This window comes from Rhodococcus globerulus (assembly GCF_019334125.1).
Classification (GTDB): Bacteria; Actinomycetota; Actinomycetes; order Mycobacteriales; family Mycobacteriaceae; genus Rhodococcus_F; species Rhodococcus_F globerula.
Map to the genome: position 1 here is coordinate 5,555,798 of NZ_CP079698.1, position 23,255 is coordinate 5,579,052.

At 62.7% G+C, this 23,255-nt stretch carries 22 protein-coding genes, 1 tRNA gene and 1 other RNA gene; 10 read left to right on the plus strand and 14 right to left on the minus strand.

The annotated features are described in order from the left end of the window. Positions 1-5 precede the first annotated feature (5 nt). From KYT97_RS25355 to rnpB, 3 genes are all read right to left on the minus strand, one after another. Entirely contained in the window at positions 6-1,457 is a 1,452-nt protein-coding gene (locus KYT97_RS25355) for an RNB domain-containing ribonuclease (protein ID WP_219110951.1), read from the minus strand. A gap of 9 nt (positions 1,458-1,466) precedes the next feature. Continuing rightward, positions 1,467-1,652, minus strand: coding sequence for a hypothetical protein (locus KYT97_RS25360; RefSeq protein ID WP_033233133.1), 186 nt, complete (start codon positions 1,650-1,652; stop codon positions 1,467-1,469). 336 nt (positions 1,653-1,988) lie between these two features. Then, positions 1,989-2,402: RNase P RNA component class A (rnpB, locus tag KYT97_RS25365), an RNA gene on the minus strand. Positions 2,403-2,456: 54 nt separating this feature from the next. Here rnpB and KYT97_RS25370 point away from each other — a divergent pair. Together KYT97_RS25370 and KYT97_RS25375 are read left to right on the plus strand one after the other, a co-directional pair. After that, on the plus strand, positions 2,457-2,984 hold the full coding sequence (locus KYT97_RS25370; RefSeq protein ID WP_033233132.1) for a DUF1697 domain-containing protein: 528 nt from the start codon (positions 2,457-2,459) through the stop codon (positions 2,982-2,984). Beyond that, on the plus strand, positions 2,981-4,216 hold the full coding sequence (locus tag KYT97_RS25375; protein WP_219110953.1) for an SLC13 family permease: 1,236 nt from the start codon (positions 2,981-2,983) through the stop codon (positions 4,214-4,216). The genes KYT97_RS25370 and KYT97_RS25375 overlap by 4 nt, the downstream gene beginning before the upstream one ends. Here KYT97_RS25375 and KYT97_RS25380 read toward each other — a convergent pair whose 3' ends face one another. The 4 genes from KYT97_RS25380 to cobC all read right to left on the minus strand — a co-directional run bounded on the left by KYT97_RS25380 (position 4,217) and on the right by cobC (position 8,371). Further along, a complete protein-coding gene (locus KYT97_RS25380) occupies positions 4,217-5,380 on the minus strand; it encodes a bifunctional RNase H/acid phosphatase (protein WP_033233129.1) in 1,164 nt (387 codons plus the stop codon). Continuing rightward, positions 5,377-6,114 (minus strand): zinc ribbon domain-containing protein, encoded by a 738-nt coding sequence (locus KYT97_RS25385; RefSeq protein ID WP_219110955.1) that lies wholly within the window; start codon positions 6,112-6,114, stop codon positions 5,377-5,379. Before KYT97_RS25385 ends, KYT97_RS25380 begins: the two co-directional genes overlap by 4 nt. 80 nt (positions 6,115-6,194) lie before the next feature. Next, on the minus strand, positions 6,195-7,325 hold the full coding sequence (locus KYT97_RS25390) for a Nif3-like dinuclear metal center hexameric protein (RefSeq protein WP_219110957.1): 1,131 nt from the start codon (positions 7,323-7,325) through the stop codon (positions 6,195-6,197). Continuing rightward, the gene (gene cobC, locus KYT97_RS25395) at positions 7,322-8,371 is read right to left on the minus strand and encodes an Rv2231c family histidinol phosphate aminotransferase CobC (RefSeq protein ID WP_219113129.1); all 1,050 of its coding nucleotides are present in this window, start codon (positions 8,369-8,371) and stop codon (positions 7,322-7,324) included. The genes KYT97_RS25390 and cobC overlap by 4 nt, the downstream gene beginning before the upstream one ends. A gap of 56 nt (positions 8,372-8,427) precedes the next feature. On the opposite strand from cobC, the gene KYT97_RS25400 reads away from it, so the two are divergent. Genes KYT97_RS25400 through KYT97_RS25410 form a run of 3 tightly spaced genes read left to right on the plus strand, consistent with a single transcriptional unit; the run spans position 8,428 to position 10,521 of the window. Beyond that, positions 8,428-9,114 (plus strand): HAD-IA family hydrolase, encoded by a 687-nt coding sequence (locus tag KYT97_RS25400; RefSeq protein ID WP_219110959.1) that lies wholly within the window; start codon positions 8,428-8,430, stop codon positions 9,112-9,114. Next, positions 9,101-9,577 carry a low molecular weight protein-tyrosine-phosphatase gene (locus tag KYT97_RS25405; protein ID WP_116103072.1) on the plus strand — a complete coding sequence of 159 codons (477 nt, stop codon included), beginning with the start codon at positions 9,101-9,103 and terminating at the stop codon, positions 9,575-9,577. The genes KYT97_RS25400 and KYT97_RS25405 overlap by 14 nt, the downstream gene beginning before the upstream one ends. Before the next feature lie 50 nt (positions 9,578-9,627). Continuing rightward, positions 9,628-10,521, plus strand: coding sequence for an SURF1 family cytochrome oxidase biogenesis protein (locus KYT97_RS25410; protein WP_095885941.1), 894 nt, complete (start codon positions 9,628-9,630; stop codon positions 10,519-10,521). On the opposite strand, the gene KYT97_RS25415 is transcribed toward KYT97_RS25410, so the two are convergent. Then, a complete protein-coding gene (locus KYT97_RS25415; RefSeq protein ID WP_219110960.1) occupies positions 10,462-11,466 on the minus strand; it encodes a cobalamin biosynthesis protein in 1,005 nt (334 codons plus the stop codon). The two genes, KYT97_RS25410 and KYT97_RS25415, sit on opposite strands and share 60 nt — an antisense overlap. Positions 11,467-11,500: 34 nt before the next feature. After that, a complete protein-coding gene (locus tag KYT97_RS25420) occupies positions 11,501-12,556 on the minus strand; it encodes a type III polyketide synthase (RefSeq protein ID WP_033233112.1) in 1,056 nt (351 codons plus the stop codon). Positions 12,557-12,707: 151 nt separating this feature from the next. Between KYT97_RS25420 and KYT97_RS25425 the strand changes: the two genes are divergently transcribed. Both KYT97_RS25425 and KYT97_RS25430 read left to right on the plus strand, forming a co-directional pair. Further along, complete coding sequence (locus KYT97_RS25425) at positions 12,708-14,021, plus strand: nucleotide disphospho-sugar-binding domain-containing protein (RefSeq protein ID WP_219110962.1); 1,314 nt, start codon at positions 12,708-12,710, stop codon at positions 14,019-14,021. An 11-nt stretch (positions 14,022-14,032) separates the two neighbouring features. Then, positions 14,033-14,710 carry a YceI family protein gene (locus KYT97_RS25430; protein ID WP_045067125.1) on the plus strand — a complete coding sequence of 226 codons (678 nt, stop codon included), beginning with the start codon at positions 14,033-14,035 and terminating at the stop codon, positions 14,708-14,710. Here the strand turns inward: KYT97_RS25430 and mhpA are convergent. Continuing rightward, a complete protein-coding gene (mhpA, locus tag KYT97_RS25435) occupies positions 14,683-16,245 on the minus strand; it encodes a bifunctional 3-(3-hydroxy-phenyl)propionate/3-hydroxycinnamic acid hydroxylase MhpA (RefSeq protein ID WP_219110963.1) in 1,563 nt (520 codons plus the stop codon). The genes KYT97_RS25430 and mhpA overlap by 28 nt on opposite strands. A gap of 153 nt (positions 16,246-16,398) precedes the next feature. Here mhpA and KYT97_RS25440 point away from each other — a divergent pair, with 153 nt between their 5' ends. Next, positions 16,399-16,719, plus strand: coding sequence for a hypothetical protein (locus KYT97_RS25440; protein ID WP_219110964.1), 321 nt, complete (start codon positions 16,399-16,401; stop codon positions 16,717-16,719). A 54-nt stretch (positions 16,720-16,773) separates the two neighbouring features. Here the strand turns inward: KYT97_RS25440 and KYT97_RS25445 are convergent. From KYT97_RS25445 to KYT97_RS31030, 4 genes are all read right to left on the minus strand, one after another. Further along, positions 16,774-16,845: transfer RNA gene (locus tag KYT97_RS25445), tRNA-Val, on the minus strand. A gap of 32 nt (positions 16,846-16,877) precedes the next feature. Then, positions 16,878-17,342 (minus strand): peroxiredoxin, encoded by a 465-nt coding sequence (locus tag KYT97_RS25450; RefSeq protein WP_033233192.1) that lies wholly within the window; start codon positions 17,340-17,342, stop codon positions 16,878-16,880. Between the two features lie 104 nt (positions 17,343-17,446). Continuing rightward, positions 17,447-17,872, minus strand: coding sequence for a DUF3052 domain-containing protein (locus KYT97_RS25455; protein ID WP_033233108.1), 426 nt, complete (start codon positions 17,870-17,872; stop codon positions 17,447-17,449). Positions 17,873-18,049: 177 nt separating this feature from the next. Next, positions 18,050-18,619, minus strand: coding sequence for a hypothetical protein (locus KYT97_RS31030; RefSeq protein WP_245005924.1), 570 nt, complete (start codon positions 18,617-18,619; stop codon positions 18,050-18,052). A 232-nt stretch (positions 18,620-18,851) separates the two neighbouring features. Between KYT97_RS31030 and aceE the strand changes: the two genes are divergently transcribed. Together aceE and KYT97_RS25470 are read left to right on the plus strand one after the other, a co-directional pair. After that, positions 18,852-21,707 (plus strand): pyruvate dehydrogenase (acetyl-transferring), homodimeric type, encoded by a 2,856-nt coding sequence (gene aceE / locus KYT97_RS25465; RefSeq protein ID WP_172936673.1) that lies wholly within the window; start codon positions 18,852-18,854, stop codon positions 21,705-21,707. Positions 21,708-21,790: 83 nt separating this feature from the next. Continuing rightward, complete coding sequence (locus tag KYT97_RS25470; RefSeq protein ID WP_084702724.1) at positions 21,791-23,119, plus strand: PucR family transcriptional regulator; 1,329 nt, start codon at positions 21,791-21,793, stop codon at positions 23,117-23,119. Positions 23,120-23,255 lie beyond the last annotated feature (136 nt).

The window sequence follows — 23,255 nt, forward strand, 5'->3', positions numbered from 1 at the left end:
CGGCTCTATGCCGGGAAACTGAACTCCACAGTCCGCTTAGCTGTGTCGACGGCGGTGAGTCGCACCTTCACCCGCTCACCGTCGTCGGGAGTGCCGACGCACTTGGCGATCACGGTCACCGACGGTATGAACACCTCGGCAGCGCGCTTGCCGTCCTTGGATCGCATCACCACAGCATCGAATACCTCGCCGACGCGGCCCTCGAGCAACGTCACCTCGGTCAGATCGATGCATGCGCGATCCACCTTGTTCGCGACGGAATCCGATCCGCTCATGATCGGCGGCAATTCAGGCAACGCGGTCCGCACCCAATCCGGTACGGGCGTACCAGCACTGATCGCCAGACATATCTCGGTACTGAATCGATCGGACAGCCGGCGCAGCGGAGCAGTCACGTGAGCGTAGGGCGCGCCGATGCCCGCATGCACTGTCAGATCGGGCAATTGGCCGTCGAACGCCGCATAGTCGGCGCCGCGCAGCAAAGACGGCGCTACCGACATCAAGGCCATCGTGGACGGCTCCTGCGCGTCGAGTCCGGCAAGAATCTGCCCCACCGTCTTGCCCGGCGGCCACGTAATACCCAGCGCAACCGCAGTTCTCCGCAACGTGTCCACTGCCGATTGCTCGGCCGGCGGCAACGTCCGCAACAATCCGACACCTGCGTCGATCATCATCCGGCCGGCGCACATCCCGGTCAACAGAGACACTTCGGCATTCCAGTCGTCGGCTTCCGTCCGCGGTTCCAACACAATTCGCCACCGACCGGATTGATCCGGTCCGGCCTCTTCCCGCACCACGGACTGCTCCGGCAACTTCAACTCGATGGCACCGCGGGCTACCGCCGAGTCACCGCGGAGACGGCCGAATTCCGGTAGCGCCGCGATCGACGGGTGCAAGGTACCGGCATCAGCGTCGGCCTGAACCGTCGAATAGTCCAGACGCGCCACGGATTTCACGAGTGCTCGGGTTACGGACCACGACGTCGGCTCGGCGTTGACGTCGAGTTCGATTCGCCAGAGCGCTGCCGGACGAACCACGTCCGGCAGGAGGCTGGCCGAATCTTCCGACAACACACGCGGATGCAGGGGTACGGAACCGTCCGGGAGATAAAAGGTTTGGCCCCGCCTCCGGGTTTCGATATCGAGCGCGGCGCCCGGAACCACCACCGCGGCAACGTCCGCGATGGCGTAGTGGACGACAAAGCCGTCTGCTGACTTCTCCAGATGCACTGCCTGATCGAGATCCATCGATCCGGGTGGATCGATGGTGACGAACTCGATGTGCGTAGCGTCCAGTCGGCCGTCCGCATGGCGATCTCGGGCATTCTCGGCCTCGACCATCGCCGCACTGCCGAACGCGTCTGGCAACGAAAACTCAGCCCGAATCGTCCCGAAGTCGATTCCCTGCACCGTTATTCGACCTAGGGGCACGCGTCCTCCACCTTCGATTCGGCGCATAGACCGAACTCAGTTGTTCCAGTCGTCGTCGGCCCGATCAGCGGCTTTGTTGCGTTCCGCGGCGATCTGCAGTGCATGCTCTGCCGACTCCCGATCAGGGTACGGCCCCATTCTCGTCAAAGATGAGGGACCCTTGCCTTGGGAGACAGAACCATCGGACACATCGAAGTACCAGAGTCGATCTTCATCAGTCATGAATACAGTGTGGCATTTCAGTGGGAGTCAGGCTTGTAGATCGCTGTGAGACTGCTATTCTTTCGACTTGGCCTGGCAGGTGAAAACCGGACAATCGAACGGTGAGTTCTGCTTGATCGCCCTCGACAAGCTACGAACAGAAATTGGAGCGCGCAATGTCCGCAATTCTTTACGATTACCTTCTCCCGCTCATGGGCCATGACGCGGCAACCTACTGGGCGACCCTGTTGGTCATCAAGCCCATCTGATAACCGCCACACGAACTACGACATACAACCCCCGTCGGCCATGCCGGCGGGGGTTGTATGCGCTTGCGAAGCCTTGAAAAAGTCAGGGCGAACGAGTTGGCGTATAAGCCGGATCCTGTCCTCGACACCGAAGTGACGAGTGGCGACCATCCATCTGGACACACCGTCGCCGGGTGCCTCACGCGGTTCACCCGCAAGCTCGGGCGAGCAGCCCTCGAACACTTGCGCAGCCGCACCGCACGCGATGCGACCTTCAACCTTGCTCCGGGCGGGGTTTACCTAGCCACCCCGGTCACCCGGGGTGCTGGTGCGCTCTTACCGCACCGTTTCACCCTTACCTGCCCCGAAAGGCAGGCGGTCTGTTTTCTGTGGCACTGTCCCGCGAGTTGCCTCGGGTTGCCGTTAACAACCGCCCTGCTCTGTGGAGTCCGGACTTTCCTCGACTCGGGGCCTGTGCGCATTACGCGCTGGTTCCCTGATCCGCGGCCGCCCGGCCAACTCGTCCGCCCCAGTAGGTTACCGGGTGGCTGTCGGTGACCCGAACTATGGTCGCTGTATGACTCGGTACGTGGCCCTGCTACGCGGCATCAATGTCGGCGGTATCAACATCAAGATGGTGGACCTTGCGCGCGTCTTCACAGAACTCGGATTCGAGCGTGTGAAAACGGTCCTGGCGTCAGGCAATGTCCTCTTCGACAGCACCAGCGCCGATGTGCCCGCGCTGAAGAAAACCATCGAAACCGCCCTCAACCGCGAATTCGGGTACGAAGCCTGGGTGTTCGTGCTCGACACCGCAGCGCTGCAGGCCATCGTCGACGGATATCCCTTCGACCCCGGCCGCGAAGGGTGGCACGCATACGCGATGATCGCGTCGGAGCCGTCGGTGCTCGCAGAGCTCGCCGAATCGGCCGCGGGGCTCGACCCGGCAGTCGAACAGGTAGCACCGGGTGAGGGCGTTTTGTACTGGGAGGTCGAGAAAGGTATGACCGTCAAGAGCACCTTCGGCAAGAACACCGGTAAACCGAAATTCAAGGCGTACACCACCACCCGCAATCTGAACACACTCCACAAACTTCTGAAGTGAGTCTGCTTCCGATCATTCTGGTCGGCGTTGTGCTCGTGTTCGCGATCGTTCGCCCACGCGGGCTGCCCGAGATCGTGGTAGCCGGCCCCGCCGCGATTGCCGTGGTTCTCGCCGGCGCGGTCACTGTCGGTGAAGCCCGCGATGAAGTGACAGCGATGGCACCGACCGTCGTGTTCTTGGTTGCGGTGCTGATCCTCGCTCATGCCGCCGACGCTCTCGGTGTCTTTCACTGGGTGAGTCAGGTTCTGCGGCAAGGCTCGCGCCGCGATCCGCGCCGCCTACTCACGTACGTCTTCGGCGCAGCGGCCCTGACAACCGCGGTACTGAGCCTCGATGCAACGGTTGTGCTGCTCACCCCGGCCGTGATCGTTGCCGCCCGATCCATCAACGTCAGCCCACAGCCGAACTCGTATGCCGCTGCGCACCTCTCGAATTCGGCGTCTACCCTGCTGCCCGTCTCCAATCTGACCAATCTCATTGCGTTTTCGGCAACCGGACTGACCTTCCTGCACTTCACCGCCCTGATGGCGCTGCCGTGGATCGTGACGATCGTGATCGAGTACGTGATCTTTCGATGGTTCTTCCGATCGGAGCTGCGCGCGGACACAACCGACGGACCGGTTCCGGAAATCCGTCACTCCCCCGCACCCGTGCTGCCGTTGTCGATCATCGGCGCAACGCTGTTCGGCTTTGCCGCTTCGGGATTCGTCGGCATCGAACCGGCGTGGGTGGCCGTCGCCGGTGCGGCAGTGCTGTCTGCGATCGCTCTCCGTCGCCGCAGAACCGACCTGAAGCGCATCGTGTACGCGGCCGATCTGTGGTTCTGCGCATTTGTGCTGGTGCTCGGCGTTGTGGTGGCAGGCGTCGCACACGGTCCCGTCGGGGACGCTGTTGCGCGGATACTGCCGTCGGATACCGGCTATGTCTCGCTGCTCGTGGTGGCAGCGGTCGCGGCGATCGCGTCGAACCTCGTGAACAACCTGCCGGCCACCTTGCTGATGATCGCGGCCCTTGGCCCCTCGGCCCCGACCGGCCTGGTACTGGCCATGCTGATCGGGGTGAACCTCGGCCCTAATCTGACCTACGTCGGCTCACTCGCAACAATGCTGTGGCGGCGAGTGGCCACCAGCGTGGACGCTGCGCCCACGCTGGCAACCTTCACACTGCTCGGTCTAGCTACGACGCCACTGACCCTTCTCGGTGCAGTCAGCGCGCTCTGGTTAGTTCTGTAGTCAGCGCAGGTGCGACGTGTCGTTCACGAGTCGCACCGATGCTCCACCGTCGGGGTAGAACTCGGCGATGCTCAGCGACGCCAAATCCAGGTGCAGGCGATACAGCAACGACGGACCAGCGTCGAGCGCCAATTGCACCAGGGTCTTGATCGGTGTCACATGAGAGACGACGAGCAGTGTCGACCCGCCGTACGTTGCGATCAGATCGTCACGCGCGGCAATAACACGCTCGCGAACCTCGTCGAAGCTCTCACCGCCGGGCGGCTTCACGGACGTGTCGGACAACCATGCCGTGTGCAGTTCCGGATCACGCTGCGCCGCTTCACGAAACGTGAGCCCGTCCCAGTCGCCGAAATCGGTTTCGATCAGACCTTTGTGCTCGATCACCGGCAGGCCGAGAACCCGCGCCGACTCCTCAGCTGTCTCGCGCGTGCGGCCGAGCGGAGACGAGACAATGGCGTCGATGCCACCGCGACTGCCGAAACGTGCTGCTGCGCCGGCGGCCTGAGCGCGCCCCAGTGCCGTGAGGATCGGATTACCCCGGCCCGAATAACGGCGATCGACCGACATCGCTGTCTGACCGTGACGCAGCAACAACATCCGCGTCGGCTTGCCCACGCTGGCCGTCCACCCAGGCGAACCGGCGATCTGCGGTTCGGACGAGGTCTCGGCGGGCGCAGTTCTCGGTGTGGACACCGGGACGGGTTCGCTTGCGGTCTCGATACCTGCAGAGTCAAGGCCGGCAGTTTCCATTCCGGCTGCCGCGTCCATCGCCTCGTTTGCCAGCCGATCCGCATGCGAATTCTCCGCGCGGGGAATCCAGGTGTACGTCACGCTCGCGAACTGCGCCGCCACCTCTGCGGCCTTGCGCTGGAGCGGAATCATGTCCGGGTGCTTGACCTTCCAGCGACCGGACATCTGCTCGACAACCAGTTTGGAATCCATCCGGACATCAACGTCGGAGGCGCCGAGTTCACCGGCAGCGGTCAATCCCGCAATGAGCCCGCGATACTCCGCAACATTGTTGGTGGCGGTGCCGATGCTTTCCTTGCGTTCGGCCAGCACCGTGCGAGAGCTGTCGAACACGACAGCGCCGTACCCCGCCGGACCTGGGTTTCCCCGCGATCCACCGTCGGCCTCGACGATGACTCGTGACAAACTCACAGACCGGACTCCTTGGTACGCACCATGATTGCGCCGCACTCGGGGCAACGGACCACAACGTCGGACGGCGTGCCGGCAATGCGCGAGATCTCGCCGCGGTCGATTTCGATCCGGCAGGCACCGCAGCGGCGAGCCTGAAGCAAGGCCGCGCCCGGTCCACCGAGAGTGCGCTGCTTTTCGTAGACTGCCAGGAAATCGGCGGGGAACTCGCCGACCAGACGCTCACGGTCCGCGACGCAGCGCTCCTGCGCCTTGTTCAGATCGGCCATAGCGTCGTCGCGACGACGCTTGGCGTCGATCAGTTCCTCTTCTGCCTGCGACAGCTGCGCGCCGGCGTGATCGTAATCTGCCTGCAGCGCCTCACGCTGTTCCATGACCTCGAGCAACTCGTCTTCGAGCAGCCCCTGCCTACGCACAAGGCTGCCGAGTTCGTGTTCGAGTTCGGTGAGCTGCTTGGCAGCTACGTTGCCGCTCTGCAAGAGAGTGCGGTCTTTGTCTTCGCGCTGACGGACAGCGTCGATCTCACCTTCGAGCTTGCGGATATCGCGATCGATGTCGTCGATCTGGATTTCGACGCCGACGGACGCGTCCTTGCGGCTGATGCGCTCAGCCTCGAGACGGTCCACTTCCTGCTGCTCGGGAAGCGCACCGCGTCGATGTGCGATCCGGGTGAGCTCCGCATCCACGCCGGCGAGGTCGAGAAGCTTGGCTTGCACCTGTGGTTGGACGTTCACGCTGTGTAACTCCTGCTGTATGTCCGGTGACGGGTCTGCTGTTGAAATGTTCGTGCAACCGTACCTTGATCGGTGGCCACCTACGACGCACTCAGGCACCACGGATCGGTGCGGATGGTGCTGACTCGACTGTGCCACTCGGGAACGGACCCGAATGCTGCGTCGACCACTGACTTCGCCTGGGCACACCACGGATATTCACTGGCCCAGTGCGCAACGTCGACGAGCGCCGGTCCACGGGCCCGCAGATGCTCGTCCGCCGGATGATGCCGCAGGTCGGACGTCACGTACGCGTCGACGCCCAGCGCGGACACCACACCTAGATACGAATCGCCGGAACCGCCGCAGACCGCGACGGTACGCACCATCGCGTCGGGGTCGCCGGCCGCGCGAACGCCCCATTCCGTCGACGGCAGTGCTCCTGCGACTCGCGCCGTGAACTCACGCAGCGTTTCGGCGTGCGGAAGCTCACCGATGCGGCCGAGGCCCCGAGAACTCGGGAAGGTGGCCAGCTCGAACACGTCGAAGGCCGGTTCTTCGTAGGGGTGTGCGGTGCGCAGAGCGTCGAGTACCGCCGCGCGTTTGGTGCGCGGCGCGATGACCTCGATCCGATCTTCCGAGACCTGCTCGAGCGCGCCGACGCTTCCGATTGCGGGAGTTGCCTTGTCGCCGGGAAGGAATTGCCCGGTGCCCGTGACCGTCCAGCTGCACTCGCTGTAGTCGCCGATGCGGCCGGCTCCGGCCTCGAAGAGTGCGCCCTGCACTGCGTCGGTGCGGTCGATCGGCACCATGACCACCCACTTGTCCAGGGGCTGTGAAGGCTTCGGCTCGATCGGGCGCAGCACTGTCAGACCCAAGGCGTCCGCCAGAGCGTCGGAGACACCGGGGTCGGCTGAATCGGCGTTGGTGTGCGCCGAGAACAAGGCACACCCCGCTTTGATCAGCTTGTGTACCAGGGCACCCTTCGGCGTGTGCGCGCCGACGGTGTCCACTCCGCGCAGCAACAACGGATGGTGCACAACCAGCAGGTCCGCGCCGGAGGCAATTGCGTCGTCGACCACGGATTCGGTGGAATCCACGGCAAAAACGACGCGGCTCACCGAATCGGCCGGGTCCCCGCACACCAATCCGACGGAGTCCCACGACTCGGCCAATGCCGGTGGGTACGCGGCCTCGAGTACAGCTATGACGTCGGCGAGGGTTGTGCTCACAAGATCTCCTTCATCGCGTCGATCAGGATCGACACCTGATGCGGCGGGCGGACTGCCAACCGCAGATGATTCGGGCCGAGTCCGGGGAACGTATCGCACCGTCGAACAGCGATGCCGCGCTCGCGCAGATGCAGACGCATCGCTTCGCCGTCGGCAAGTTCGAGCAGAACAAAGGGCCCTACCGCAGGTTCGTGGACCGAAATACCGTTGGCCGAAAAGCTGAGGGCGCGGAGCTCACGGCACAACGACTCCCGATCACGGGCGATCGCAGTTGCCTTCTCCTGCGACTGCGCCACCGCCGACGGTTCACAACAGGCCCTGATCGCTTCGATCTGCAAACTTCCGAGTGGCCAATGTGCCCGGCCTTCGGTGAGCCGCGTCAGCACGTCGGGTGCTCCGAGCGCGTAGCCGCATCGCAAACCAGCCAGCGCCCATGTCTTTGTCAGACTGCGCAGCACCAGCACGTCCGGCAGAGACTGATCAGCGACACTCTCGATTTCACCAGGCACCGCGTCGCCGAAGGCCTCGTCCACGACCAGAATTCGGCCCGGCCGACGCAGTGCAAGCACATCGACTTTCGGATGCAACACCGACGTCGGATTAGTGGGGTTACCCAGAACCACCAGATCTGCCGATTCGGGGACGGCTGCGTCACGCAACAGATACGGCGGTTCCAGGATCACCTGCGTCACGGGCACACCGGCTTCCCGCAGAGCCAATTCCGGTTCCGTGAACGAGGGATGGATCAACGCAGCCGATGTCGAGCCGAGCCGGGGCAGCATCGCAAATCCCTCGGCCCCACCGGAGAGCAACAGCACTTCGTCGGGCCGTCGGCCATGGCGCGCAGCGACGGTTTCCCTGGCCCGCAGTTCCGCGGCCGCAGAAGGATACGAACCGAGGCTCGACAGCTCGCGCGCCAGACGCTCCCGAAGCCACTCCGGAGGCCCGTCTCCTTGGACGTTGACGGCAAAATCGAGAAGCCCCGGCTGCGCGTCGACGTCCCCGTGGTGACGCAAACTGTCCAGGTTGTCCGCTGCGATACTCACGATGACGAGACTACGGGCGCGGACAAGGCTCCCCACGTGCGGGATAATGAGCTTCTGTGAGCTCACTTCCCCTCGATAGTTTTCCCGTTGTCCTCTTCGACCTCGACGGAACCATCACCGATTCGGCCCCCGGAATCCATCGCGGGTTCCGTCATGCGCTGGCAACCGTCGGCCGGCCCGAACCCACCGAAGAGATGCTCGCCGCAGTCATCGGCCCGCCCATGATCGACACGTTCCGCTCGATGGATATGCCCGCCGACGAGGTCGAGGCGGCGATCGGCGCGTACATCGAGCGCTACGACGCCGTCGGCTGGAGTGAAAACTCGGTCTTCGACGGTATGGACGATGTACTCGCCCGGGCCAGCGCGCACGGCACCCGCTTGGCGGTCGCGACGTCGAAGTCGGAACGGTTTGCGATTCGTATCCTCGAGCACTTCGGCCTCGCCCACTATTTCGAGTTCATCGGCGGCGCCAGCGACGACGGTTCCCGGCGGGCCAAGCCGGATGTCATCGCGCATTCGTTGACCGAACTCGGGCTGACCCCGGTGGCCGCAACCGACGGCGGCACCGCGGATGTGATCATGGTGGGCGATCGCGATCACGACGTTCTGGGAGCAGCCAAGTTCGGAATTCCCGCGCTGTTCGTCGAATGGGGTTACGGTCACGCATCCGAAGCGGACGGCGCCCGTCACTCGGTTGCGTCGACCACCGAACTGGGAGGACTACTCGATGGCCGGCACTGAGTCAGTACTGCACGTGACGTTTGTCTGCACCGGCAATATCTGCCGGTCGCCGATGGCAGAGAAAATCCTGCTCGGCCATCTGCAACGCGAAGGTCTCGACGATCAGGTTCGGGTGACCAGCGCCGGTATCGACGGCTGGCACAGCGGCGAGGAAGCCGACTCACGAACCAACAAGATTCTCCTCGCGGCCAACTACCCGACCGGCCACAGCGCAGCTCAGGTCAACGACGACCACCTGTCGGCGGACCTCGTCGTACCCCTCGACACCGGCCACGATCGTGAGCTCGCTCACCTTGGCGTTCCGACGGAACGACGTCGGCTGCTGCGTTCCTTCGACCCCGATGCCGACGGGGACTCGGTGCCGGACCCCTACTACGGTGACTTCTCCGATTTCGAACTGGTCCAGGATCAGATCGAAGCGGCAATTCCGGACATCCTGGTCTGGATCCGCGAACGACTGTAGGACGCGGAGCTGAATTCACTCAGTTCGGAAGAACGGATACCGTAGTAGTCGTGCGGAGACTCAAATTCTTGTTGCGGCCCGGTTGGTTGGTACTGGCAGCTGTGGTCGGCATCTTCGCCTACATGTGCTTCACCGTGCTGGCGCCGTGGCAGCTCGGAAAGAACACGTCCACCGAGTACCGCAACGATCTGATCTCCAATTCCATCAACGCGGAGACAGTGCCCATCGGCAATGTCATCGCCGACGGCACCATCGCGCCGGCCGACGAGTGGCGAAACATCACAGCCACCGGGTCCTATGTCCCCGATGCCGACATACTCGTCCGCCTTCAGTCCGTCGAGGGTGCACCGGCCTACGAGGTCTTGACTCCGTTCGCCCTCGACGACGGCCGAACCATCCTCGTCAATCGCGGCTTCGTGCGGCCGATCACGGGTGCGGAAGCGCCTCCGATTGCCGCGCCGCCCACCGATCCCGTCACCTTGAACGGCCGGGTTCGCTTGTCGGAGGGCACGGCCCCCGGCCGAGTTCCGATGTTCGAAGACGGCGCGAAGCAGGTCTACTCCATCGACGCGGGCCCGATCGGCGAGTTCATCGGCACCGATCTTGTCAACGCGTACATCCAGCTCGAGCCCGACCAGCCAGGCGGACTCGGCACCATTGCGCTCCCCCAACTCGACGCCGGCCCGTATCTCTCGTACGGATTCCAGTGGCTCGCATTCGGCATCATGGCACCACTCGGACTGGCGTACTTCATCCGTGCGGAATGGCGGGAGCGACGCAAGGAGAAGGAAGAGTCTGCCGATACAGCTGGCGACGACTCGACTCCAGCGCCGACTCCGACCCCGGCACGCACTATCGGGCGTCGCAAAAAGCCGGAGCCCGAGTCAGTTCCGCGAACGGCGAAGGAAGTCAAACTTGCCGACCGCTACGGCAACAGCCGCTGACGTTATCGCGGCTCCGATCTGAACTATCGAGGACAGCCTCGACGCCCGGCGCAAATCCGTCGGCGTCGGGGCTGGTCCGTTTCCGAGCACGGGACGCATTTCTACGCCGTACGAGTACTGCGTGCGTCCTCCGAGCGAGATACCCAATGCTCCCGCAGCGGTGGCCTCGGCCACGCCCGCATTGGGACTCGGATGCGCCGACGCGTCACGACGCCACGCGGATAGAGACTCACGCGGCGAACCGCCGACCAACGGTGCCGATGCGGCGGTGATCACACCGGTCAATCGGGCGGGCACAAGATTGACCAGATCGTCGAACCTGGCTGCGGCCCATCCGAAGTTGCGGTACTTCTCGGAGCGGTAGCCGATCATCGCGTCCAATGTGTTTGCGGCGCGGTAGACGTACAAGCCCGGGATACCGAGCACGGCACCCCACAGCAGCGCGCCCACGGTCGCGTCGGACGTATTCTCGGCCACCGATTCCAGGGCCGCTCGGGTGAGGCCTTCCTCGTCGAGGACCGACGGATCGCGACCGCACAGCGACGGAAGTAGGTCGCGTGCATCGGTGAGGTCCCCACTTCGCCTGGATTCCTCGAGCCGCACCGCCATGTCGTGTCCGGTCCGCGCGAGCGACGTCCCGCCGAGCACCGCCCACGTGGCCGCGGCCATAACACCGGCGTGTGCGAGCCACCCGCCGCGTCGAGCAACGCTTTCGGAGACCAGTCCGAGTGCCCCCACTCCGGTCAACAACACCGTTACGTGCACGGTGCCCGCAACCTTGCTGTCGGAGTAGGAAACCCGCTGCAGAGCAATCGCACTCGTACCGAAACCGGCGACGGGATGAAACCTTGCGGGGTCGGCAAAGTAGCGGTCGGCAGCAAAGCCGAGGAGCAGGCCGGCGGCGCGAGCAGTGACAGGGTGACGGTTCTTGGACGCGTTGAGCACAGAACAGTTCTACCCGCGCCCGCTGCCGTCAGGTTCAGACGGCCTGGAACCGCATGGTTTCCGCGGTCAGTCCCGGACCGAATGCCATCGCACAACCGGCCTTTCCACTGTGCTCGCCGTTCTTGTTCTGCTCCATCATCTCTGCCAGCACGAAGAGCACGGTGGCCGATGACATGTTTCCGTAGTCGTTGAGGATCTTTCGTGATGCGGCCAGATCGGTCGGCGCCAACTCCAAAGAGGTTTCGACGGCATCGAGTACGGACCGACCGCCGGGGTGCACAGCCCACAAGCCGATGTCACTCTTGTCCGCACCGGCAAGAATCAGCTTCATGCTTTCATCGTCCAAAGCGCGCGACAGGGTCCCGGGAACCTTGCCGGACAACACCATGTCGAAGCCGAGCTCACCGATTCTCCACGTGATCAGTTCCGCGGAATCGGGAACCATCACTGCCTGGAAGGAATTCATCGCCAGCCCTTCGGACTCGGCGGAGATCAGGACGGCGGCACAACCGTCGCCGAACACGAGGAACGAGAGCATCGTCTCGAGATCCTCGGACTTCTGCAGATGCAGCGAGCAGAGTTCCGTGCTGACCACGAGGACCCGCGCATTGGGCTCCGAACGAACGATGTGATGCGCCAGCTTGAGTCCGTTGATGCCGGCGAAGCAGCCCATGAACCCGATCTGCGTGCGCTCGACGGACGGGCTGATCCCACACTGTTTGATGATCTCGAAGTCGATTCCGGGAGAATAGAATCCGGTACACGTGATGACGATCAGGTGGGTGACCTCGGAGGCACGGTCACCGAGATTCAGACCGTTCACGGCGCGCACGGCCAGTGCCGGTGCGGTGCGTTCGAACTCGATCATGCGCGTTTCGGTGTTGATTCCGTTGGGGTCGCCGCTGTAAAAGTCGTCAACCGAGCTGATTCCGGAGTATCGGTGCGAAATCTGCGCCCGATCGGCCATACGGCGGAACAGCAACTGCTTGCGCCGAAGAGTGAAGGAATTGTCTGCGAACTCCACGAAGGCATCGTGTATGTCATGCTCTGGCACGACCGTCGAGATCTTGTTGATGTAGGCGGTAGTCATGTCGAGCCTCCGAGGCACTTGGTTGAAGCTTCTACAGTGTGCAGAATTCAGATGAAATCACATCGGAGAACAAAACGGGGACCTACGTCGTTTGGCGGACTGTCCAGTCTCACAATGCATCCGAGACCGATACACAGAAACAAGGAGACCGGTGAGTTCGATACTGCTCTGCAGCGCACCGCTGACAGGCCACGTTGTTCCGATGCTCGCTGTCGGAAAAGCTCTGATCGAAACGGGTCACTCCGTATCGATACTGACCGGCAACAAGTTCGCGCAGCGCGCCGACTCAGCGGGAATCACACACATCCCCCTTCCCCCCGAATCCGATTTCGACGAGCACAACATGGAAGCCGCGTTCCCCGGACGGTCACGTCGGCCGGGACCACTTCGTTCCCGATTCGACCTCGAGAGAATCTTTGTCGCATCAATGTCCGCGCAGTACAGGGCAGTTGAGCGCATCATCGAATCCACATCCGTCGATGCCGTCGCCGCCGAGAATTTGTTCATGGGATTGATCCCGCTGCTGAGCGGATCACCCGCTTCCCGACCGCGTGTATTCGCGATCTGCACATCACCTCTCATGTGCACGAGCATCGATACCGCACCGTTCGGACCGGGGTTTCCACCGTCGTCGACCCGCGCCGGACGCATCCGCAACCAGGCGCTCAACAGCGCTTTCGAGTACGGAATTCTGCGCGCCGCACAGTCGTCCGCCGACCGCCAACACCAACAACTGACCGGCACACCGATCCCGGATTTTGTTCTGAACTGGCCCATACTCGCCGATGAAACATTTGTGCTGACCACCGAATCGTTCGAGTATCCGCGCAGCGATCGCGACCACCGATTGACGTTCAGCGGCCCGATCCTCTCGACATCGAGCAGCGATTTCACGCCACCCACATGGTGGAACGACCTCGACGGAGACCGACCAGTGGTGCTCGTCACACAAGGGACCCTCGACAACGGTGACCTGAATCGATTGATGGAACCCACAATTCGCGGCCTGGCCGATCAGGACGTACTTGTGGTCGCCACTACGGGGGGCCGCCCGATCTCCGACGTGTCGGCCACCGCCGAGAACCTCCGCGTCGCGGAGTTCCTCCCCTACGATCAACTTCTTCCCAAGGTCGATGTCATGGTCACCAACGGAGGCTGGGGCGGCGTGCACTACGCCCTCGCACACGGCGTCCCCTTGGTCGTTGCCGGAACCACCGAGGACAAAGCCGAAATCTGCCGCCGGGTGGAAATCTCCGGCACCGGCATCAACTTGCGACGCGGCACCCCACGTGCGCGTTCCATCGCCACCGCCGTCCGACGTGTCCTCGACGACAAAGCGTTCCGCACACGCGCTCAGGAATTGCAACGAGACCTCTCCGAGCTATCAGCCAGCGCAACCATCGCGGCAACCATTGCGGGGGCGCCTGAAAACGTAACTCCCCCATCTGGTTCACAATTGCACTAATCTTCGCCCTCATGAACAAACGATGGTGGTGGGTGATCGGCTCCGCGGTGGCCGTAGTGCTGGCAGTCGTACTTGCCGGACCCTGGGTGTACGCAAATTTCATTCACGGTGATCAGCCGGACGCGCTCGGACTGAGCGACGACGCCGCTCCCGCCGACGCGTCGGCAGAAATCGACGGTACGTGGACCGTCGGGCCCGGATCGAAGGCCGGCTACGAAGTGTGGGAAACGCTCCAGGGACAACGGGTCTTCGTCCGCGGACAGACCGAGAAAGTCAGCGGCACCGCGACCGTCGAATCCGAGAAGCTGACCGAGGGAACCGTCGAGGTCGCCGTTGCCACCATCGCAACCGACGACGGCCGACGCGACTTCCAGTTCAGCAACTCCGTGATGAACGCCAGCAAGTTCCCCAAGGCGACATTCACCATCACCGAACCCGTTGACCTGAGCACAGTCCCCGCCGACGGCACCATAACCACCATCCCGATCACCGGCGAGCTCACTCTCAAGGGCGAAACCCGTCCGGTGACAACTGATTTCGATATCCGTAGGTCGGCTGCCGGAATCGAAGCCGCCGGCGCCATCGATGTCACGTGGACCGATTACAAGATCGACAAGCCCACCATGTTCGCCAACATCATCGTCGAGGATGCCGGCCAGATTCAGTTCTCGATCATCCTGTCCAAGTAGTTCGCCGCGACTCGGGAACCGACCAGCGCACGCGCCCACGTGGATTCGCGCGCAGGCCCGTTCCCGAGTTTTGCATAATCCGCCACCACCCGATCCGGGCGCACGAGAACTGCGCGGGCGCGGTGTCGATCCATCCACGACGACACCGCGCGACCGGTTTCGTCACTACCGACGAGCACTTCCACAGCTCCGAGCGCCGACGCGAGAACCCTGAGATGGGTGTCCATCTCACCGCGATACACCAGAGAAAAACCAGTGCCAAGACGATCGTCGTCCCCGGCATGTGGCTGTGGAAACATCAATCCGACAGGGTTTCTCTCCAACACGGGGCGCCTCGCCAACAGCCCTGCCCGCAGCCTCGGAGAAATCGACTTCATCGCCGGTCCACTGAACCCCGGCACTCGGCACACCGCTGTCAGGATGGATTGACGCGCCTGCGAGATGAAGCCCTTTCCGCCGGCCATCACCCAGCCGATCGCCACAGCAGCTCGAACAATCTGCGTCACATGCGGTTTCCGTTCCTCCTGATAGCTGTCGAGGATCGACCGTTCAGCAGTGCCGTCCACCACCGCCGCCAGCTTCCACGCCAGATTGGCCGCGTCACGCAACCCTGCACCCATGCCTTGCCCGATGAAGGGTGGCGTCAAGTGCGCGGCATCGCCGAGCAGGAAGACGCCGTCGCGCCCCCACACGTCGGCCACAGCGGCACGGAATGTGTATCCGGTATGACGCAGCACTTCCGCTGCCTCCCAGGGCACCTCGCGGAACCACGGCGCCAGTAATGCGCGTAAAGAATCCTCTGACGCGAGGTCGTCGACGCTCTCCCCGGGATTGATCCGGAACTCCCACCGGTAACGGTCGGGGCCGATCTGCATGAACGTCGACGGGCGCGACGGGTCGCACACTTGGTAGACGCCATCCCACACGTCGAGGGAGACGCCGCACCGCACATCGACAACCAACCAGAGTTCTTCGAAATGGAGATCACGCATCGTCGTGCCGAGGAACTCGCGGGTCCGACTGTTCGCGCCGTCGCATCCGAGCACAAAGTCAGCAGTGACTGTGCGCCTCGCTCCGGAATCTTGTTCCACCAGTTCAACTTCGACAACCGATCCCACGCTACGAGTCACAGTCGCCTCCACCCCGGTGACTACGGTGGCCGCGGGAAAGCCCGCAAGATTGCGCCTGAGCAGGTTTTCGAGGTCAGGCTGATCGAACATATTCGCCTGGGGCCAGCCGTGTTCTCCGACGCCTTCACGGCGTAACTCCAGCAGGGTTTCCAAACTGCCGTCCACCAACCGCATCCCTCTGGCGGATTTGCTGATTGCAGCGAATTCGTCAGCTACACCTAGTTTTTGGAGTATCCGGTGAACCTCGTCGTCGAGGTGCACCGCACGGGGCAGCGGGTAGATGCCGCGGTGGCGTTCGACGACCATGGTCTCGACACCACGTTGGGCGAGCAACGTCGCGGCGGCAATACCAGTCGGCCCAGCTCCGATGATCAGTACAGCTACATGTTGGGCGTGCGTTGGCACCGATGCTCCAGAGTTTCGACGTGCAAGAGTTCGATCATCTGTGGGCGGGCACGCTACGTCAAGGGGTTCGTCGGCCGACTCACCGCAGCCGTGCGCGATAAAGCACCGAAATATCAGGCGCGCAGATCACCATCCCTATGACACTCTCGTCTCATGAATACCGAGAATCGTGAGCCGACGGGTGACAGCCGTCCAACCGCCGAGGACGGGCCGTTCACCCTGACGGTTGACGGGGAGACCTTCATTGTGAAGCCGCGTCCAGGAAACCCAGGTACCTACGATTACGACTGGGAATCCGGGCCGAACGAGGGCTATGGATTTTCCAGCTCTCGACACGTCGCCTTTTACAGCGTTCTGGATCGCGCCGAGACGCCATCCACCCCGCCCGAGCCAAACACGGTTGACGAGCATCACGAGTCGATCCGCGATTTCCTCAGCCAGATCAATCCGGAGACCGGATACATCGGAGACTAGAGATAAACAAAACCCTGACCGCGCCGGAGCGCAGATCAGGGTTTTGTGATTCGGTGGGCGCGGAGGGTTTCGAACCCCCGACCGCTGGTGTGTAAAACCAGAGCTCTACCACTGAGCTACACGCCCGAACTCCCGGCGAGAACCTCACCGGGAGTGCTCTAAGACTCTAGCGCGGCAATCGCATTTGCCCAAAGCGCGTGGTCACGGGCCTCTCCGGGGCCATTCATCTCGGCAAAACGAATGATTCCATCCTTGTCGATGACAAAGGTTCCACGGTTAGCGAAGCCCAGCTTGTCGTTGAACACGCCGTACTTCTGCGCAACCTCACCGTGCGGCCAGAAATCGGAGAGCAACGGGAAGGTGTAGCCCTGCTCGGCGGACCAGATCTTGTGTGTCGGCGAAGCGCCGACGGAGATGGCCAGGATTGCCGTGTCGTCGTTTTCGAACGTCGGAAGCTCGTCGCGGACCTTGCAGAGTTCGCCCTGGCATGTTCCGGTGAAAGCCAACGGGTAGAAGACGAGCAGAACGTTCTTCTTACCGCGGAAGTCTGCGAGCGAGACTTCCTGGTTGTTCTGATCCTTCAACGTGAATTCCGGTGCCTGAGCACCAACTTCGAGAGGCATGGATTTCATCCTTCACTGACGATAGGAAAAGTTTCGGAAATACGACAGTGCATCGGACGTCGCACTTGCGTCATCCGATGCACTGTTGCTTGATGCAGGCTTGATCAGCGCTTACCTGCCGGGCGAGCCTTCGGCTGAACGAGTCGGCTTGCCGACCAGTCACCGAGGTTCGCAGCAGACGTCTGAGTCAGTCCTGCTGTAGGGGCAGATTCAGCGATCTCGCTGGGCTCGACGTGTCCGTCGCGCCCTGTCTTAGGTGTGAGAACCCAGACAAAACCTTCGTCTGCGAGAGGACCGATGGCATCCATCAGAGCGTCGACAAGGTCTCCGTCTTCGTCGCGCCACCACAGCAGCACGACGTCAATGACTTCGTCCGAATCCTCGTCGAGCATTTCCCCGCCGATGGTTTCCTCAACCGCGGCACGAATGCCGTCGTCGGTATCCTCATCCCAGCCCAGTTCCTGCACCACCATATCGGCAGTAATCCCGAGTTTCTGAGCGTAGTTCTGGGCATCCGCCGCGGCGACCACGGTGGGGTCCTCCTTTTGTTGATGGTGCACGGAGTCCCCGCGCACCGACCGTTTAACGTTCGATTAGGGAAAGCGAACATGGTCGAAGGCGTTAGCGCAAGCCGACCACGCCGAAAACTTTTCCGGATTTGTGTCCGCAGACACGCCCGGAACCCTACGCCTTCGAAAATCTGCAGGTCACAGCGCTCCGCATTCGGTGCGGATCGAATCCCGAATTGAATTGGTTGTATCGGTGATCGAATTGATTTCGTCCGGCGAATGGTCGCGCTTGACGACGCCGGCGATCGACCGGAGGTTGTCGGCCAGGTCTCCGAACAGTCCGGACAGCGAGGCTGGGACGTCCGCGGTCGCGGTGTCGAGCCACCCTGCGAATTCGTCTGCCGAGGACGCAGCTGCCTGCGCTTTGCTCGTCACGTCGGACTCGTCGTTGTTGTTGGCGTCGATATAGGCGTTGAAGACGGCCACGTCGTCCTTCGATCGGCGTATCAGCTCTTCACAGGTCTGGAACGCGGTCTCGACCGCGTCGGCTGCAGCTTTCGACGACGACGCTGCAATCGACGCCGTCACCTCGGCCTGATAGGCAGCAGCCTGCACCCTGTTCGGAGTCGGTGATCCCTCTACGGCACCCGAACACCCCACGATCACCACAGAACCCACCGTCAACGCGCCGATCGCGACAACTAATCCACGACGTCGATACCGGTCCACGCTTTTTCCCGATCCCCTGACCGGTCCCGACTTCATCACCGACGAATCCCCCCTCACATCGCGTTGCCACCGGCAACTCTTGCAGCCGAACGTCGAACTCGAGAACGCTACCCGACGGTAACCGGGGCCACAGTGTGCCAGGCCGACCGGGATGGTGAAAGATGAGGTACGCGCCATATTCATCATGGAAGTGGATCGGACCTAACAAGGTCCCGGTCACCTACGTAAGGACGCCCAACCACGCGTCCCTAACCCCTCTGAGGAGCACACGTTGTCTGACCTGATCCAGGGTCCCTCGTCCGAGCCGAACGCCGAGTCCGGGGGCACGGGAGTGCCAGGTTCACCATCCCCCAGCGCACCCCCTGGAGCGGACGGCCGTGTTCGCGTCATTCGCGAAGGCGTCGCGTCGTACCTGCCGGACATCGACCCGGACGAAACCACTGAATGGCTCGAGTCGTTCGACGGACTTCTGGATCGATCAGGCCCGACCCGTGCCCGCTACCTGATGCTGCGCATGCTCGAACGCGCCGGCGAGAAGCACGTCGCACTGCCCGCTCTGACGTCCACCGATTACGTCAACACGATCCCGACCGAGAACGAACCGTGGTTCCCGGGCGACGAAGAGGTCGAACGCCGTTACCGCGCTTGGATCCGCTGGAACGCAGCCATCATGGTGCACCGCGCGCAGCGCCCCGGCGTCGGTGTCGGTGGCCACATCTCCACCTACGCGTCCTCCGCCGCCTTGTACGAGGTGGGCTTCAACCACTTCTTCCGTGGCAAGGATCATCCGGGCGGCGGCGACCACATCTTCATCCAGGGCCACGCCTCCCCCGGCATCTACGCGCGAGCATTCCTCGAAGGCCGTATCCCGGCCGAGCAGATGGACGGCTTCCGTCAGGAACAGAGCCACGCCGACAAGGGCGGCGGACTCCCGTCGTACCCGCACCCCCGCTTGCTCCCCGACTTCTGGGAGTTCCCGACGGTATCGATGGGTCTCGGCCCGATGAACGCCATCTACCAGGCGCGGTACAACCACTACCTCAATGATCGCGGCATCAAGGACACCACCGATCAGCATGTGTGGGCATTCCTCGGCGACGGCGAGATGGACGAGCCGGAGTCGCGCGGTCTTGCGCACGTCGCGGCGACCGAAGGCCTCGACAATCTGACGTTTGTCGTCAACTGCAACCTGCAGCGCCTCGACGGCCCGGTTCGCGGCAACGGCAAGATCATCCAGGAGCTGGAGTCGTTCTTCCGCGGCGCAGGCTGGAACGTCATCAAGGTCGTATGGGGCCGCGAGTGGGATTCGCTGCTGCACGCCGACAAGGACGGCGCGCTCGTCAACCTGATGAACGTGACCCCGGACGGCGATTTCCAGACGTACAAGGCCAACGACGGCGCGTTCGTGCGTGATCACTTCTTCGGTCGCGACCCGCGCACCAAGGAACTCGTCAAGGACCTCACCGATCCGGAAATCTGGAACCTCAAGCGTGGTGGCCACGACTACCGCAAGGTTCACGCCGCATATGCCGCCGCGATGGCTCACAAGGGCCAGCCGACGGTCATCCTCGCGCACACCATCAAGGGCTACACGCTCGGCAAGCACTTCGAGGGCCGCAACGCGACGCACCAGATGAAGAAGCTGACGCTGGACGACCTGAAGGCCTTCCGCGACATGCAGCACATCCCGATCTCGGATGCCGAGCTCGAGAAGGATCCGTACCTGCCTCCGTACTACCACCCAGGCAACGACGCACCCGAGATCCAGTACATGCTCGATCGCCGCAAGGCACTCGGCGGTTTCCTGCCGTCCCGCAACACGGATGCTGCGCCGCTGAAGCTTCCCGAGGACAAGACGTACGACGTCATCCGCAAGGGTTCGGGCAAGCAGGAAGTGGCCACGACCATGGCCATCGTCCGCATCCTCAAGGAACTGCTGCGCGACAAGGAGATCGGCAAGCGCATCGTGCCGATCATCCCGGACGAGGCCCGCACCTTCGGTATGGACTCGTGGTTCCCGTCGCTGAAGATCTACAACCGCAACGGACAGCTCTACACGTCCGTCGACGCCGAACTCATGCTCGCCTACAAGGAGAGCCCGGTCGGCCAGATCCTGCACGAGGGCATCAACGAAGCCGGCTCGACGGCGTCGTTCACCGCGGTCGGCACGTCGTACGCGACGCATGGCGAACCGATGATTCCGCTGTACATCTTCTACTCGATGTTCGGTTTCCAGCGCACCGGCGACGGCCTGTGGGCAGCAGCCGACCAGATGGCCCGCGGATTTGTTCTCGGCGCAACTGCCGGTCGCACCACGCTGACCGGTGAGGGCTTGCAGCACGCCGACGGACATTCGCTGCTCCTGGCATCCACCAACCCGGCCGCGGTCACCTACGACGCGGCGTTCTCGTACGAGTTGGCGCACATCGTCAAGGACGGCCTGCGTCGTATGTACGGCGGTACAGAAGGTGTTGCCGGCTTCGGCGGCGAGAACATCTTCTACTACCTCACCATCTACAACGAGCCGTACGTGCAGCCTGCCGAGCCTGCCGACCTGGACATCGAGGGACTGCTCAAGGGCATCTACCTCTACAAGGCATCCGATGCGCAGGGCCCGAAGGCTCAGATCCTCGTTTCCGGTGTTGCCATGCCGGAAGGCCTGCGCGCGCAGCAGATGCTCGCAGACGACTGGGGTGTCTCGGCTGACATCTGGTCCGTCACGTCGTGGGGCGAACTGCGCCGCGAGGGTGTCGAGTGCGAGCGTCAGGCTCTGCTCAACCCGGGCGTCGACGCTCCGGTTCCCTTCGTCACCAACGCGTTGGCGTCGGCGCAGGGTCCCGTTGTGGCGGCATCGGACTGGATGCGCGCTGTCCCGGATCAGATCCGCCAGTGGGTTCCGGGCGACTACATCACGCTGGGCACCGACGGTTTCGGATTCTCCGATACCCGCACTGCCGCTCGTCGTTACTTCAACGTCGATGCCGAGTCGATCGCCGTGGCCGTGCTCAACGGTCTGGCCAAGGAAGGTTCGATCGACCGAAGCAAGGCCGTCGAGGCAGCTGGTCGGTACCGCATCGACGATGTGAATGCTGCTCCCGAGCAGACCGGGGACACCGGTAGCGCATAGTTTCCACCGCTACTGAGAACCACTTCCGCCCATTGCTGCGGGTGTCATCACGACATCCGCAGCGATGGGCGTAGGTTTTTGTCATGCCTGATCCTGATTCTGATGTGCCTGCATCCGGGGTACCTCCGGTAGGAGTACGACGCATCCGGTCGTCGACTTCCGGGTTGCAGGCGTCGCTGTCGCGGCGGCGTCAGGTTCGCGATCCACTGCCCGAGGCTTTGCTGCGGCGGGTCAAACAGTTCTCCGGACGGCTGGCGACCGAAGCCGTGACGGTCATGGAGGAGCAACTCCCGTTCTTCGACACCCTGGACGCGTCCCACCGCGCAGACGTTCAACTGTTGGTGCAGACGTCAGTGGTGAATTTCCTCGAATGGCTCAGGCAGTTGGATTCGGAGATCAGCTTCGGATACGAGTCCTTTCCGGTCATTCCTCAGGAGTTGGCGCGGCGACTGACGCTGCGGCAGACGGTCGACATGGTTCGCGTTGCCATGGAGTTCTTCGAGAAGTGGTTGCCGGCGTTGGCTCGCAACGATCAGCAGCTCATCGCGTTGACCGAGGCCGTTCTTCGGTACGGACGTGAACTCGGATTTGCTGCCGCATCGGTGTACGCCAGCGCCGCTGAATCGCGTGGCGCATTGGACAGCCGACTGGAAGCACTGGTGGTCGACGCCGTTGTGCGCGGCGATACCGGCTCGGACATGCTCTCGCGCGCTGCCACGTTGAATTGGGATGCAACTGCTCCGGCAACGGTCATCGTCGGATCACCGCCGCCCGATGAACGGGTCTCGGTCGCAGGAACCGTCCACGCCACTGCTGCGGCCCACGGCCGAGCGGTACTCGCAGTCGTTCAGGGCAGCCGCCTGGTGATGGTTGTCAGCGGCGACGTGACCAGCAAGTCCGCGCAGAGCGAGTTCATGCAGGATCTTCTGCGAAGCTTCGCCGGCGGCCCGGTGGTGATCGGCCCGACGACCCCAAGTCTGAGCGCCGCGCATTTCAGTGCGTCTGAGGCTTTTGCCGGAATTAAAGCGGTCGTGGGATGGCGGGGAGCGCCGCGCCCGGTGTTTGCGACGGAGCTACTGCCGGAACGCGCACTACTCGGCGATCAAGCTGCCGTCGACGCTCTCCAGGATCATCTCGTTACTCCGTTGGCGGAAAGTGGCTCCGTCTTGACCGACACTTTGGACACTTATCTCGACTGTGGAGGTGCGGTTGAGACTTGTGCACGTCAGCTGTTTGTTCATCCAAATACGGTGCGATACCGCCTGAAACGAATTACCGAAGTGACCGGTCGGGATCCAACCAATCCACGCGACGCGTACGTCCTGCGTATAGCCGCTACCGTGGGCCGATTAAGCGAAATCGATAACAAATCGGACACAACGTTCACTCCCGTCACACCGTTCACAGTGTGACAAATTGCCTTGTAACCCTTTCGCGTCCAATTCCGATGAGGAAACGCGACGTGGGAATTTGTGGGAAACCTACAAAACACACCACCAGAGTTCATCGCCACCGACATCTCGAACTTCACTGCTGCCAGTGTTCTCT